This window comes from Pseudomonas sp. B21-010 (assembly GCF_024749325.1).
Classification (GTDB): Bacteria; Pseudomonadota; Gammaproteobacteria; order Pseudomonadales; family Pseudomonadaceae; genus Aquipseudomonas; species Aquipseudomonas kilonensis.
Map to the genome: position 1 here is coordinate 1,913,179 of NZ_CP087198.1, position 13,682 is coordinate 1,926,860.

13 protein-coding genes are annotated in these 13,682 nt (G+C 60.9%); 8 read left to right on the plus strand and 5 right to left on the minus strand.

From position 1 onward, the window contains the following. Positions 1-103 precede the first annotated feature (103 nt). Positions 104-853, plus strand: coding sequence for a sulfite exporter TauE/SafE family protein (locus tag LOY50_RS08500; RefSeq protein ID WP_258690615.1), 750 nt, complete (start codon positions 104-106; stop codon positions 851-853). Here the strand turns inward: LOY50_RS08500 and LOY50_RS08505 are convergent. Beyond that, positions 843-1,697 carry a LysR substrate-binding domain-containing protein gene (locus tag LOY50_RS08505; protein WP_027912697.1) on the minus strand — a complete coding sequence of 285 codons (855 nt, stop codon included), beginning with the start codon at positions 1,695-1,697 and terminating at the stop codon, positions 843-845. The two genes, LOY50_RS08500 and LOY50_RS08505, sit on opposite strands and share 11 nt — an antisense overlap. Before the next feature lie 97 nt (positions 1,698-1,794). Here LOY50_RS08505 and LOY50_RS08510 point away from each other — a divergent pair, with 97 nt between their 5' ends. Both LOY50_RS08510 and LOY50_RS08515 read left to right on the plus strand, forming a co-directional pair. Beyond that, positions 1,795-2,013, plus strand: a complete 219-nt coding sequence (locus tag LOY50_RS08510; protein ID WP_003199394.1) for a DUF1127 domain-containing protein — start codon at positions 1,795-1,797, stop codon at positions 2,011-2,013. Positions 2,014-2,077: 64 nt separating this feature from the next. Then, complete coding sequence (locus tag LOY50_RS08515) at positions 2,078-3,298, plus strand: winged helix-turn-helix domain-containing protein (protein ID WP_258690616.1); 1,221 nt, start codon at positions 2,078-2,080, stop codon at positions 3,296-3,298. 126 nt (positions 3,299-3,424) lie between these two features. Here LOY50_RS08515 and LOY50_RS08520 read toward each other — a convergent pair whose 3' ends face one another. Continuing rightward, complete coding sequence (locus LOY50_RS08520; RefSeq protein WP_003199400.1) at positions 3,425-4,771, minus strand: class II 3-deoxy-7-phosphoheptulonate synthase; 1,347 nt, start codon at positions 4,769-4,771, stop codon at positions 3,425-3,427. Positions 4,772-4,913: 142 nt separating this feature from the next. Between LOY50_RS08520 and LOY50_RS08525 the strand changes: the two genes are divergently transcribed. Together LOY50_RS08525 and LOY50_RS08530 are read left to right on the plus strand one after the other, a co-directional pair. After that, positions 4,914-5,669, plus strand: a complete 756-nt coding sequence (locus tag LOY50_RS08525; protein WP_003199402.1) for a spermidine synthase — start codon at positions 4,914-4,916, stop codon at positions 5,667-5,669. 489 nt (positions 5,670-6,158) lie between these two features. Beyond that, positions 6,159-7,832 carry a DEAD/DEAH box helicase gene (locus tag LOY50_RS08530; protein WP_014337279.1) on the plus strand — a complete coding sequence of 558 codons (1,674 nt, stop codon included), beginning with the start codon at positions 6,159-6,161 and terminating at the stop codon, positions 7,830-7,832. Positions 7,833-8,008: 176 nt separating this feature from the next. Here the strand turns inward: LOY50_RS08530 and LOY50_RS08535 are convergent, their stop codons facing one another. Beyond that, entirely contained in the window at positions 8,009-8,776 is a 768-nt protein-coding gene (locus LOY50_RS08535; RefSeq protein ID WP_258690617.1) for a class III extradiol ring-cleavage dioxygenase, read from the minus strand. A 104-nt stretch (positions 8,777-8,880) separates the two neighbouring features. Here LOY50_RS08535 and LOY50_RS08540 point away from each other — a divergent pair, with 104 nt between their 5' ends. Together LOY50_RS08540 and LOY50_RS08545 are read left to right on the plus strand one after the other, a co-directional pair. Further along, positions 8,881-9,534 (plus strand): thiopurine S-methyltransferase, encoded by a 654-nt coding sequence (locus LOY50_RS08540; RefSeq protein ID WP_258690618.1) that lies wholly within the window; start codon positions 8,881-8,883, stop codon positions 9,532-9,534. Positions 9,535-9,805: 271 nt separating this feature from the next. After that, entirely contained in the window at positions 9,806-9,952 is a 147-nt protein-coding gene (locus LOY50_RS08545; RefSeq protein WP_253472691.1) for a nucleoid-structuring protein H-NS, read from the plus strand. Between the two features lie 687 nt (positions 9,953-10,639). Here LOY50_RS08545 and htpX read toward each other — a convergent pair. Together htpX and LOY50_RS08555 are read right to left on the minus strand one after the other, a co-directional pair. Continuing rightward, the gene (htpX, locus tag LOY50_RS08550; protein WP_003199411.1) at positions 10,640-11,527 is read right to left on the minus strand and encodes a protease HtpX; all 888 of its coding nucleotides are present in this window, start codon (positions 11,525-11,527) and stop codon (positions 10,640-10,642) included. Between the two features lie 301 nt (positions 11,528-11,828). Further along, complete coding sequence (locus LOY50_RS08555) at positions 11,829-13,040, minus strand: pyridoxal phosphate-dependent aminotransferase (RefSeq protein ID WP_003199412.1); 1,212 nt, start codon at positions 13,038-13,040, stop codon at positions 11,829-11,831. 220 nt (positions 13,041-13,260) lie between these two features. On the opposite strand from LOY50_RS08555, the gene msrB reads away from it, so the two are divergent. After that, complete coding sequence (gene msrB, locus LOY50_RS08560) at positions 13,261-13,653, plus strand: peptide-methionine (R)-S-oxide reductase MsrB (protein WP_063322309.1); 393 nt, start codon at positions 13,261-13,263, stop codon at positions 13,651-13,653. Positions 13,654-13,682 lie beyond the last annotated feature (29 nt).

Here is a 13,682-nt window from a genome sequence, read left to right on the forward strand (position 1 = left end):
AATCTTTAATGCGCCAGATAATTCTGATGCCCTGAACCGATGTTACGTTTCCCCGCTGGCGCCGACTGCGTAGGATAAGGCCCCTAAGGAAAGGGGAATCGTCTTGTTCGAATTTGTGCTGTTTTTGGTGTTTGGTGCCGTGTTGGGCACGCTAGGGGGATTGTTCGGGATCGGTGGCGGCCTGATTGCCATTCCGGTGCTGGGCGTCTGGTTCGGCCTCGACCAGCAACTGGCCCAAGGTACGGCGCTGGTCATGGTGGTGCCCAACGTGATGCTCGCGTTGTGGCGCTATCACCAGCGCAATCGCATCGAATTGCGCCATGTCCTGCCGTTGGCTTGCATGGGTTTCTGCTTTGCCTGGCTGGGTTCGATCTGGGCCGTGGGGGTCGACGCGAACAGCATGCGGATCGGCTTCGTCGCGTTCCTGATCGCGCTGACACTCTACAATCTGGTCCGCATGTTCGCCGCCAACGCACCGGCTTCGGCGCAGATGCGTTATGGCTGGCCATGGCTCGCTGTGCTGGGGGCGGCGTCCGGCACCATGGGCGGTCTATTCGGTGTCGGCGGGGCTGTTGTCGCCACGCCGATCCTGACCAGTATTTTTGGCACCACCCAGGTGGTTGCCCAAGGCTTGTCCCTGGCGCTGGCCTTGCCCAGTACCGGCGTGACCCTCGCCACGTATGCGTTTCACCACGAAGTGGACTGGAGCATCGGCCTGCCGTTGGCCGTCGGAGGCTTGCTGAGCATCAGTTGGGGGGTGAAAGTCGCCCACGCCTTGCCGGAGCGGCTGTTGCGCGGGCTGTTCTGCGGTTTCCTGGTGCTCTGCGCGGTGCTACTCGCCTTTAAAGTTTGAAGCCTTCGACGATGTGCTCGGCCAGGCACTCGGTGATCGGCGATGGGTTATGCAGGTTGCGGATCAGCATGATGCTGGCCTCGGGCAGTTCCGGCAGGTCTTCAGCCTCGCCCAGTACGCGCATGTCCGGGGTCAGCAGGCTTTCCAGTTGCGCCGTGATTGCCAGGCCGGCGCCCACCACCGCCATGAGCGCCGACAGGCTCGAACTGTTGTATGCCACGCGATAATCGCGGCCCATGGCATCCAGCGCATTGCAGGCCCATTGCCGGCAGAAACAGTCACTGTTGAACATCGCCAGCGGCAGCGGTGTTTGTTCATGGACGTTGAAGCAGGCGGCTTCGGCCCAGACAAAGCGCTCCTTGCGCAGCAACTGGCCGATTTCGTCCCCGGGTTTGCGGGTGACGATGGACAGGTCCAGGTCCTGGCGCAGCAGCAACTGCTTGGACGATTCGCAGTGCACTTCAATTTCGATCAGCGGGTAGAACTGAGCGAAGCGCTGCAGGATGCCTGGCAGGAAGCGCATCACGTAATCGTCCGGCGTGCCGATGCGCACCGTGCCGACCATGTGCGGTTCGCGCAGGGTATTGAACACCTCGCTGTGCAGCTTGAGGATCCGTCGCGCGTAACCCAACAGCACCTGGCCTTCAGCGGTGAGCTTGACCTGGCGCCCATCACGCTCGAACAGCCGGCGTTGCAACACGTCTTCTTCCAGCCGCTTCATCTGCATGCTGACGGCAGACTGGGTGCGATTGACCAATTCCCCGGCCCGGGTGAAACCGCCCTGGTCGGCGATGGCGACAAAGGTACGCAGCACTTCCGTATCGATGCTCGGGTAACTCGACAATTGATCAATCTCCGAGATGTATTGCATAAGAAACATTCGTTGGATTGATCTTATCGTTAGCGCGAGACTTGATCCATCCCCAACGGAGGACATCACGATGAAAGGTCAAAAAGGTTATCTACTGATAGACAAACTCTCCCACGGCTTTTCCGTCAGCGCCCTGCTGCACAAGTTTAGTCGCTGGTACGAATTGCACCACGAACGCGAACTGCTGGCCGGAATGAGTGACGAGGCGCTCAAGGACATTGGTGTGAGTCGTGCCGACGTGGAGCAGGAAGTGGTTCGGCCATTCTGGGACGACCCAATGCACAAATGAGCCATCCTTTCCTACACAAACCCCTTATTGGTGAGGTAGGTTGCGAGCAGACAAGGAGATCTTCATGCCCGCGACTCTGTCCTTTACCCTCAAACAGGCCCGGCGTCTGGCGTTGGCCGCCCAAGGATTCGATGGGCGCTCACCGCCAGCTTCGGTGCAACCCTCACGCCTCAACCGTCTGATCGAACGCCTCGGCGTCCTGCAGATCGACTCAGTCAATGCGTTGGTGCGCTCGCATTACCTCCCGCTGTTCTCCCGCCTCGGTCACTACAATCGCGATTTGCTCGATCAAGCCGCCTGGAGCCAGGGCCGACGTCGCACGCTGTTCGAATACTGGGGCCATGAAGCGTCGCTGCTGCCGATGTCGATGTATCCGCTGATGCGCTGGCGCATGGATCGGGCTTCGGGTGGCGAAGGGATCTACCAGCAATTGGCGCGTTTCGGCCAAGAACGCCAGGATGTCATCCGCCGCGTCCTGGCCGCGGTCCAGGAACAGGGCGCCCTGGGTGCTGGCAGTTTGTCTACGCGCAAGGAAAAGGCCGGGCCGTGGTGGGACTGGAGCGCGGAGAAACATGCGCTGGAATGGCTGTTCGCCGCGGGCGAAGTCACGGTGGCTGGGCGACGCGGGTTCGAGCGGCTCTACGACTTGCCCGAACGGGTACTGCCGGCCGCGATCCTGCAGCAACCGTTGCCGGACGAGGCCCAGGCCCAACGCGGCTTGCTGGTGCATGCTGCCGACGCCTTGGGCATTGCCACCGAGAAAGACCTGCGCGACTACTTTCGCCTCGCTCCGGCCGACTGTCGCGGGCGCCTGGCTGAGTTGGAAGAGTTGCTGCGCTGCCAGGTGCAGGGCTGGAAGCAACCGGCCTGGTGCCGGCCCGCGGCGAAAATACCTCGCAAGGTCGCCGCCAGTGCCTTGCTGTCGCCGTTCGACTCGCTGGTCTGGGAGCGCGGCCGTACCGAGCGGTTGTTCGACTTTCGCTACCGGCTGGAGATCTACACCCCCGTGCACAAGCGGGTGTATGGCTATTACGTGTTGCCGTTCCTGCAACACGAACGCATTGCCGCCCGGGTGGACCTGCGGGCAGAACGGGCCTTGGGGCAGTTGGCCGTGCATGCCGTGCACGAGGATGCGTCGGGGCTGGACGAGGAGGGGATGCAGGCCCTGGCGCTGAACTTGAGGCGCATGGCCCGGTGGCTGGGGCTGGAGCGGGTCCAGCTCAATTGTCAGCGGGTGAGTGGGGGGCGGTTGGCGGTGGCATTGGCCCAGATCGAGGGTGACTGAGCCGACGCCTTCGCGAGCAAGCTCGCTCCCGCAAGGGATCTTGGGTGACCACAAGTTTTGTGTTCACCGCCGATCCAATGTGGGAGCGAGCTTGCTCGCGAAGCGATTGAACCGGCGAAGAAGAACCTACCGCCGAACCTGCTTCAAGGTTTCGGCAATCAAAAACGCCAGCTCCAGCGACTGATCGGCATTCATCCGCGGGTCGCAGTGGGTGTGGTAGCGGTCCGATAGCCCGTCCTCGGTAATCGGGCGCGCGCCGCCGATGCATTCGGTGACGTTTTGCCCGGTCATTTCGATGTGAATCCCGCCGGCATAGGTGCCTTCGGCTTCGTGGACCTGGAAGAACTGCTTCACTTCACCGAGGATCTGCGCAAAGTCGCGGGTCTTGTAGCCGCTGCTGGCCTTGATGGTGTTGCCGTGCATCGGGTCGGAGCTCCACAGCACTTGCTTGCCTTCACGCTGCACGGCGCGCAACAGCGGCGGCAAGTGTTCGCCGACCTTGTTGGCGCCCATCCGGGCGATCAGGTTCAGTCGGCCGGGGTCGTTCTGCGGGTTGAGCACGTCGATCAGGCGGATCAGGTCGTCCGGGTCCATGCTCGGGCCGACCTTGACCCCGATCGGGTTGTTCACCCCGCGCAGGAATTCGACATGGGCGCCGTCCAACTGACGGGTGCGGTCGCCGATCCACAGCATGTGGGCCGAGCAGTCGTAATAATCGTTGGTCAGGCTGTCACGGCGCACGAAGGCTTCTTCGTAATTGAGCAGCAACGCTTCGTGGGCAGTGAAAAAGCTGGTTTCGCGCAGTTGCGGCGAGCTGTCCATGCCGCAGGCGCGCATGAATGCCAGGGTTTCGTCGATGCGGTCGGCCAGGTGGCTGTATTTTTCCGCCAGGGCCGAATTGGCGATGAAGTCCAGGTTCCACTTGTGCACCTGGTGCAGGTCGGCGAACCCGCCCTGGGCGAAGGCGCGCAGCAGGTTCAAGGTGGCGGTGGACTGGTGGTAGGACTGCAGCAAGCGCTCCGGGTCCGGTACGCGGCTTTTCTCGTCGAAGCCGATGCCGTTGACGATGTCGCCCCGGTAGGCCGGCAAGGTCACGCCGTCGATGGTTTCGTCGTTGGCTGAGCGCGGCTTGGCGAACTGCCCGGCCATGCGCCCGACCTTCACCACCGGGCAGCCGGCGGCAAAGGTCATGACGATCGCCATCTGCAAGAGCACCTTGAAGGTGTCGCGGATCTTGGCCGCCGAGAACTCGGCAAAGCTTTCGGCGCAGTCGCCGCCTTGCAGCAGGAACGCTCGGCCCTGGGTCACCTCGGCGAACTGACGGCGCAACTCCCGGGCTTCACCGGCAAACACCAGTGGCGGATAACTGGCCAGGGTCTGCTCCACCTGCAACAGGTGCGCGGCGTCGGGGTAGCGGGGTTGTTGCTGGATCGGCAGGGCGCGCCAGCTGTCAGGGCTCCAGGGTTGGCTCATCATGATCTCTAGGTGATTTACGCTCGGACGGCCATGTTATCAGCAAATTAGTGCGTGACCTGCTCCGGTTGCTTCGCGGACAATCGGGCCTTTGTCCCGTATTCGCAGGCTCAAGCCGGCACGGCCACCATCAGGAGATGAAATGACAGAGGAGCGCGTCGAGCATTTGCTCGCCGAGGTGCACGACGAGTTCGGCATGATTCGCGTATTCGAAGTGGCCGATTACCGGTTTCTCGAGTTTGGCGATGCCATCGAGCAGAGTTGCGTGTTCACAGCCGATCCGAGCTGGCTCGAATATGACTATACCCGCGCCATGCTCATCGGCGCGTTGTGTCACGAGCAGCCGGAAAGTGCGCTGTTTCTGGGGCTGGGCGCTGGTACGTTGACCCAGGCCTGCCTCAAGTTCCTGCCGTTGGAAGATGTCGAGGCCATCGAATTGCGCCCCGACGTGCCGCGCCTGGCCATCGAATACCTGGGGCTGGATGACGATCCGCGGCTGTACATCCGCGTCGGCGATGCACTGGAACTGCTTGAAAGCGCCGAGCCGGCGGACCTGATTTTCGTCGACCTCTATACCGATGTCGGTCCTGGCGTCGGGCACCTGGCCTGGGGCTTCCTGGAAAATTGCCAGAAACGCCTCAACCCGGGCGGCTGGCTGGTGATCAACCAGTGGGCCACCGATGACGGCAAGCCATTGGGGGCGGCGCTGTTGCGCGGCTTGTACCACCGGCATTATTGGGAGCTGCCGGTGAAGGAGGGCAATGTGATCCTCATCGTGCCGGCGGACCTGGATCAGGAGCTGGACATGCAAGGACTGGTCGCCAGGGCCGAAGGGCTGGCACCGCGACTGGGTTATTCGTTGCAGTCGTTGATCAAGGCCATCCGGCCGGCGACCTGATCGAGCAAAGCCATAAGTCCTTGTGGCAAGTGAATGCCCCTGTGGCGAGGGAGCTTGCTCCCGCTGGGTCGCGAAGCGGCCCTTCGATTTCAGATATCAACCCAGGCGTCTGCTTCGCAGCCGAGCGGGAGCAAGCTCCCTCGCCACAAGGGCGAAGACGTGTGGAGGTGAATCGTTTTAGCTCGCTGTCCCAAGGCCTTGTGACAGCGAGCCCCATAACGGTGTTTGGCAATAAAAAAAGCTCCCTTTTTGGGCGAATTCCGGTATAGTGCGCGCCGGCCTTTAGCCGGGCCGCGTCAAGGTAGCGCAATTCCCCGAAGTCAGCTTCGGTTGCATGTCCGCACAACGGATGCTTCCACGACGTTCTTTTTCATTCATTCGTTTTCGCAAATCCCCGCCGACAAAGCAGCCAGGGCGACTCTTGAGTCTCAACACGGCATGCGCAGCTTTGGAGCATGGGTCTTTGCGGATGCACTTAGAGGCAGACCCATGACCCAGGAAACCGGCGGCTTCGCCGCTTTTAATCTCAACCCGAACATTCTTGCTGCCGTCACTGCGACCGGCTACGAAGAACCTTCGGCGATTCAGCAGCAATCGATCCCGATCATCATGGCCGGCCACGACATGATTGGCCAGGCGCAAACCGGTACGGGTAAAACCGCTGCGTTCGCCCTGCCGATCCTGCATCGCATCGATCCTGCCAAGCGCGAACCGCAAGCCCTGATCCTGGCGCCAACTCGTGAGTTGGCGCTGCAAGTAGCAACCGCTTTCGAAACCTATTCCAAGCAGATGCCTGGCGTTACTGTTGTGGCCGTTTACGGCGGTGCCCCGATGGGCCCACAACTGAAAGCCATCCGTAATGGCGCGCAGATCGTTGTCGCCACTCCGGGTCGTCTGTGCGATCACCTGCGTCGTGACGAAAAAGTCCTGGCTACCGTGAACCACCTGGTTCTCGACGAAGCCGACGAAATGCTCAAGCTGGGTTTCATGGATGACCTGGAAGTCATCTTCAAGGCCCTGCCAGCGACCCGCCAGACTGTATTGTTCTCGGCTACCCTGCCGCAATCGATCCGTGCCATTGCCGAGCGCCACCTGCGCGATCCGCAACACGTGAAGATCCAGACCAAGACCCAGACCGTCACCGCGATCGAACAGGCTCACCTGTTGGTTCACGCTGACCAGAAGACGTCTGCCGTTCTCAGCTTGCTGGAAGTGGAAGACTTCGACGCCCTGATCATGTTCGTGCGCACCAAGCAAGCGACCCTGGACCTGGCCAGCGCCCTGGAAGCCAAAGGCTACAAAGCCGCTGCGCTGAACGGTGACATTGCCCAGAACCAGCGTGAGCGCGTGATCGACTCCCTCAAGGATGGCCGCCTGGACATCGTTGTGGCGACCGACGTTGCTGCCCGTGGCCTGGACGTTCCGCGCATCACCCACGTGTTCAACGTGGACATGCCGTACGATCCGGAATCCTACGTTCACCGTATCGGCCGTACTGGCCGTGCTGGTCGCGAAGGCCGTGCGCTGCTACTGGTCACCCCGCGTGAGCGTCGCATGCTGCAAGTGATCGAGCGTGTAACTGGCCAGAAGGTAGCTGAAGTTCGCCTGCCGGACGCCCAGGCCGTTCTCGATGCTCGCATCAAGAAACTGACCAACAGCCTGTCGCCACTGGTGGCTGACGCCGAATCGACCCACGGTGATCTGCTCGATCGCCTGACCGCCGACATCGGTTGCACCCCACGCGCCCTGGCCGCCGCACTGCTGCGCAAGGCCACCAATGGCCAAGCGCTGAACCTGGCTGCAATCGAGAAGGAACGTCCCCTGGTGCCGAACAACGCACCGCGTGGCGATCGTCCTGAGCGCACCGGTGATCGTCCGGACCGTGGTGATCGCGAGCGTCGTGCTCCGATCCCGCTGGCCGAAGGTCGTGCTCGCTGCCGTACCGCGCTGGGTGCCCGTGACGGCATCGCTGCCAAGAACCTGCTGGGTGCCATCCTTAACGAAGGCGGCCTGGCCCGCGAAGCGATCGGCCGCATCCAGGTGCGTGACAGCTTCAGCCTGGTAGAGCTGCCGGAAGATGGTCTGGAGAAGTTGCTGACCAAGCTGAAAGACACCCGTGTGGCTGGCAAGCAGCTCAAGCTGCGTCGCTATCGCGAAGATTGATCGGCTCTTGGGCTGATTGATCGAACATGAAAAATCCCCGACTGGTTCGGGGATTTTTTATGCCTGTCGTTTGGTGTTCTGTCATGGAAAGTGGTGTGGAGGCCAATCGCGAGCAAGCTCGCTCCCACAGAAAATCCAATGTGGGAGCGAGCTTGCTCGCGATTGAAGCGACCCGGTCAATCGAACCGATAGATGTCCATCCCCAGCGTCCCCATCGTGAACCCCGTATGGGCGATGCTGAACTTGCTCCCCGCACCCCGGGCAAAATACAGCGGCAGCAAGTGCTCATCGCTGGGGTGGCTGCGCACGGCGTTCGGCGCCTGGCGACGGTAATCATGCAGCGCAGCCTCGTCGTCGGCCGCCAGCTTCTCAACCATCCAATCCCGAAAGGCCTTGGCCCAGGGCTCGATGCTGTCGGGGTCGGCGTTCCAGTCCAGGTCGCGCAGGTTATGGGTGATGCTGCCGGAACCGATCAGCAAGATGCCCTGCTGACGCAGGCTCGCCAGGGCCTGGCCGACCTGTGTCTGCAGTGTCGGTCCCTGGCGGCTGGGCAGGGAAACCTGCACCACCGGGATGTCGGCCTCGGGGTACATCAAAGACAATGGCACCCAGACGCCATGGTCGGACGGCCGTTGAGGGTCGAGGCGTGCCGGCAGGTTCGCGGTGTTGAGCATGGCTGCGACTTGCGCCGCCAGTTGAGGATCGCCAGGCGCGGGGTATTGCACCTCATACAGGGCTGGTGGAAAGCCGCCGAAGTCGTGCCAGGTGCGCGGCTGCGGATTGGCGCTGACCAGCAGTTCGTTGCTTTCCCAGTGGGCGGACACGATGACGATGGCCTTGGGCTTGGGCAATTGAGCGGCCAGGCGAGCCAATGCCGGACCGCTGTCGCCGGGCTCCAGGGCGAGCATCGGTGAGCCATGGGAGATAAACAGGCTGGGCAGCATGAAGGGACTCCTGAGCGTTAAGATGGGGTCATCTTCCATCAGGTCAATGATCTAAATCTAATATAAGTTTTAGCCCGTTTTTATCGAATTTCTTGGAGTGAATCATGGAGCCCGATTTTTGGCACAAGCGCTGGTCATCGAACCAGATTGGTTTTCACTTGCCGGAGGTGAACCCCTACCTGCAACGTTTCTGGCCGCAATTGGGATTGGCCCAGGGCAGTCGGGTGCTGGTGCCGTTGTGTGGCAAAAGCCTGGATCTGCTGTGGCTGGCTCATCAGGGCTATTCGGTGCTGGGCGTGGAGTTGTCGGAAAAAGCCGCCACGGATTTTTTCCTTGAGCATCAGCTTGAGGCGGTTGTAAGTGAAGAGGGCGCTTTCAGGGTGTTCCGTGCCGGTGATATCGAGATTCGCTGCGGTGATTTCTTTGCCCTGGACCCGCAGGATGTGGCCGATTGCACGGCCCTGTACGACCGCGCTGCATTAATCGCGTTGCCCCTTCCGATGCGCGAACGGTACGCGGCTCATCTGCAGAAGATCTTGCCCGATGGGGTCGGCTTGTTGATTACCTTGGATTACAACCAGGATGAAATGCCTGGCCCACCGTTTTCCGTCGGGGATGATGAGGTGCAGCGGCTGCTGGGAGGTGTCTGGCAGTTGGAGGTGTTGCAGGAGCAGGATGTACTGGGGGAGAGCTGGAAGTTTTTGCAGGCGGGTGTGAAACGGTTGGATGAGCGTGTTTATCGGCTGTCCAGAGGTTGAAGCGGTGGTTGTGCTGATGCCATCGGGAGCATGCTCGCTCCCACATTGGATCTGCTGTGAACACAAAACCTGTGGTCACCCAAGTTCCTTTGTGGGAGCGAGCTTGCTCGCGAAGGCGGCCTGACAGGTGGCCTGGATTTTGTTGATTGAGTACATATCCGTTGCTGCGGTAACGGCTGCTTAGGGTTCCGCTCTTACAGCGGGTCACTTTTGTAAGAGCCGGGAGCCGGACCAGCCAAAAGCAACCAAAAGCGCTTTGCCCCACCACTCGGTGCCTCGCTTAGGCTCGGCATGCCTGAACGAAGGCATTGCTCCGTGGGCCCGCCGCGAAGGGCCATCCATGGCCCAGCGCGGCTATCCCGGCATCCATGCCGGGATGCCCACTGCGCAATGCCTGCGTTCGGCCAGCGTGGTTTAACGGGGCGTTCAGATCAAGATCCAAAGCAAGAGCAAGAGCAAGAGCAAGAGCAAGAGCAAGAGCAAGAGCAAGAGCAAGAGCAGGGCTCATGCCAGCATCTATGTGGCTGAGCGACCGCTATCGCGAGCAAGCTCGCTCCCACACTGGATCTTCAGCGCCCCCCTGTGGGAGCGAGCTTGCTCGCGATGGCGCCGGCACATCCAACATCACCGCAAACTGACCCTCCGCTTTCGCGAGCAGGCTCGCTCCCACAGGAGGAACACGGTCTTACAAGAGCCAGGTCGGCTATCAGGCCGCCTCGCGGTGGACGTTGATCTCGGCGCCCCGTTAACCACGATGGCCGAACGCAGGCATTGCGCAGTGGGCAACCCGGCATGGATGCCGGGTTAGCCGCGCTGGGCCATGGATGGCCCTTCGCGGCGGCCCACGGAGCAATGCCGGAGTGAGGGCATGCCGAGCCTAAGCGAGGCACCGAGTGGTGGGGTATGAGCGTTTTGCTTACTTTTGCGCTTCTCAAAAGTGAGCCGCTGTAAGAGCGGAACCCTAAGCCGCCGTTACCGCAGCAATGGATATACACACCAAAACAAGTACCGCAAAAAAAGCCAAAAAAACGGCGCTTCCCATTTCTGAAAGAAGCGCCGTTTTTTCTAAGTGAACAACATTACTGCGGTTTTTTGATCCCAGCGATCAACCCCGACGACGCAGTGCGTCAATACGTTCTTCCAGCGGCGGGTGGCTCATGAACATGCGAGCCAGGCCCTGCTTGATGCCACCGTTGATGCCAAAGGCATTCAGGGTGTCGGGCATGTGCACCGGCAAGCCTTGCTCGGCGCGCAGACGTTGCAGGGCACCGATCATGGCGCTGGTGCCGGCCAGGCGTGCGCCGGCGTCGTCGGCGCGGAACTCGCGCTTGCGCGAGAACCACATGACGATGGCGCTGGCGAGGATGCCCAGTACCAGCTCAGCGAAGATGGTCGCCACGTAGTAGGCGATGCCCTGGCCTTCTTCGTTCTTGAAGATCACCTTGTCGACGAAGTTGCCGATGATCCGGGCAAAGAACATCACGAAGGTGTTCACCACGCCCTGGATCAGTGCCAGGGTCACCATGTCGCCGTTGGCGACGTGGCCGATCTCGTGGGCCAGCACGGCCTTGACTTCATCGGGCGAGAAGCGCTCGAGCAAGCCCTGGCTGACGGCGACCAGTGCGTCGTTCTTGTTCCAGCCGGTGGCGAAGGCGTTGGCCTCGTAGGCCGGGAATATACCGACTTCGGGCATCTTGATGCCGGCTTCGCGGGACAACTGCTCGACGGTTTGCAGCAGCCATTGTTCGTGGCGAGTGCGCGGCTGGCTGATGATCTGGGTGCTGGTGCTCATCTTCGCCATCCACTTGGAGATGAACAGCGAGAACAGGGAACCGGCGAAACCGAACACCGCACAGAAAATCAGCAGCTGATTGAGGTTGAGATCAACCCCATTGGCCGCCATGAACCCGTTGAAGCCGAAGAGGCTCAGGGTGATGCTGGCAATCAGCACGACCGCCAGGTTAGTGGCCAAGAACAGCAGGATGCGCATCATGGTTGTGAAAATCTCCTCGTGCTAAAGATGTAGCGTTATGCGGGGTATATAAGGTGCCGCCGCAGGCTATTCAACTCGCCGACTATTTCAAACTGTGTCCTACAGCTGTCCTAAATGTTTGAAAGACTTTTCTGAAAGTGACTGGGGAAAAAAATATGGCGCCTGCCCCCCGTGAACATTGAGCCGGGGTGCCCGTTGGCTGCCCAACCCCTAGTGTAGAAGGCGTGGTGGAGTCGGCAGAACGGATATGTTGCTGAATCAAACAGCGTGCGAGGCGAGGGCTCCCCGCACGCTGTCTGGCTTATTGACGGTAGGACTTGAGGAAGTTGCCGATCCGGCCAATGGCCTGGTCGAGGTCATCGACCCGCGGCAGGGTCACGACGCGGAAGTGATCCGGCCATGGCCAGTTGAACGCCGTGCCCTGGACCACCAGCAGCTTCTCGGACAGCAGCAGGTCGAGGACGAATTTTTCATCGTTGTGGATCGGGCAGACCTTCGGGTCGATCCGCGGGAAGGCATACAGCGCGCCCATCGGCTTGACACAACTGACGCCGGGAATGTCGTTGAGCAGTTCCCAGGTTCGATTGCGCTGTTCCAGCAGCCGGCCCTGGGGCAGGACCAGGTCGTTGATGCTCTGGTAGCCGCCCAGCGCCGTCTGGATCGCATGCTGGCTCGGCACGTTGGCACACAGGCGCATGTTGGCCAGCATGTCGATGCCTTCGATGTAGCTCTGGGCGTGATGCTTGGGACCGGAAATAACGACCCAGCCTGAACGGAAACCCGCTACCCGATAGGATTTGGACAGGCCGTTGAAGGTCAGGCACAGCAGGTCCGGTGCCAGGGATGCAGTGCAGATGTGCACGGCGTCGTCGTAGAGGATCTTGTCGTAGATCTCGTCGGAAAACACCACCAGGTTGTGCTGGCGGGCCAGTTCCAGCATGCCCAGCAGCACTTCCCTGGAATACACGGCGCCGGTCGGGTTGTTCGGGTTGATGATCACCAGTGCCTTGGTATTGGGCGTGATCTTGGCCTTGATGTCCGCGAGGTCGGGAAACCAGTTGGCCTGTTCATCGCACAGGTAATGCACTGGGTTGCCACCGGACAGGCTCACGGCAGCGGTCCACAGCGGATAGTCCGGCGCCGGCACCAGCACCTCGTCGCCGTTGTTGAGCAGGGCCTGCATGGACATCACGATCAGCTCGGACACGCCATTACCCAGGTAGATGTCTTCGATGCCGACGCCTTCGACCTGCTTCTGCTGGTAGTACTGCATCACGGCCTTGCGGGCGCTGAACAGGCCCTTGGAGTCGCTGTAGCCCTGGGCGGTCGGCAGGTTGCGGATGACGTCCTGGAGGATTTCATCGGGCGCTTCGAAACCAAAGGGGGCCGGGTTACCGATGTTCAGCTTGAGGATGCGATGGCCTTCCTCTTCCAGGCGTTTGGCGTGCTTGAGCACCGGGCCGCGAATGTCGTAGCAGACGTTGGCGAGCTTGTTCGATTTGCTGACCTGCATGGCGATGTGTTCCCGAAAATGAACGATCCAGGCGGTGTATGAACTACCGTACTGGGAATCCTGCGTCTGTGCCCAGGCCTGACGCGGTATAGGCGCCACAATCCGTTTGAATGCGCATGACGTGACTGCCAGACTGGCGTCTGACGAGGCGCAATCATACGTGCCGCCCGATCTGCGGAAAAGCGTCGGATCGGGCTTTTTCAATTGCCGAGGTAGGACGATGGAAAAGTTGGAAAAAACCCTTGAAGAATGGCGCTCCATGCTCGACCCGGAGCAGTACAACGTCTGTCGGCTGAAGGGCACCGAACGGCCATTCTCCGGTAAATACAACGCCACCAAGACCGACGGCGTGTATCACTGCATCTGCTGCAACGAGCCGTTGTTCGATTCGCAGACCAAATTCGATTCCGGTTGTGGCTGGCCGAGTTTCTACGCGCCGATCGAGGGCAGCGCGGTGGTGGAGGTGCGGGACGTCAGCCACGGCATGATTCGCACCGAGGTGGTCTGCGCCAAATGCGACGCCCACCTGGGCCACGTCTTCCCCGACGGCCCGCCGCCCACGGGTTTGCGGTACTGCATCAACTCGGTGTGCCTGGACCTGGTGCCCCGGTAGAGACTGTTCATCCCAACTCCCCTGTGGGC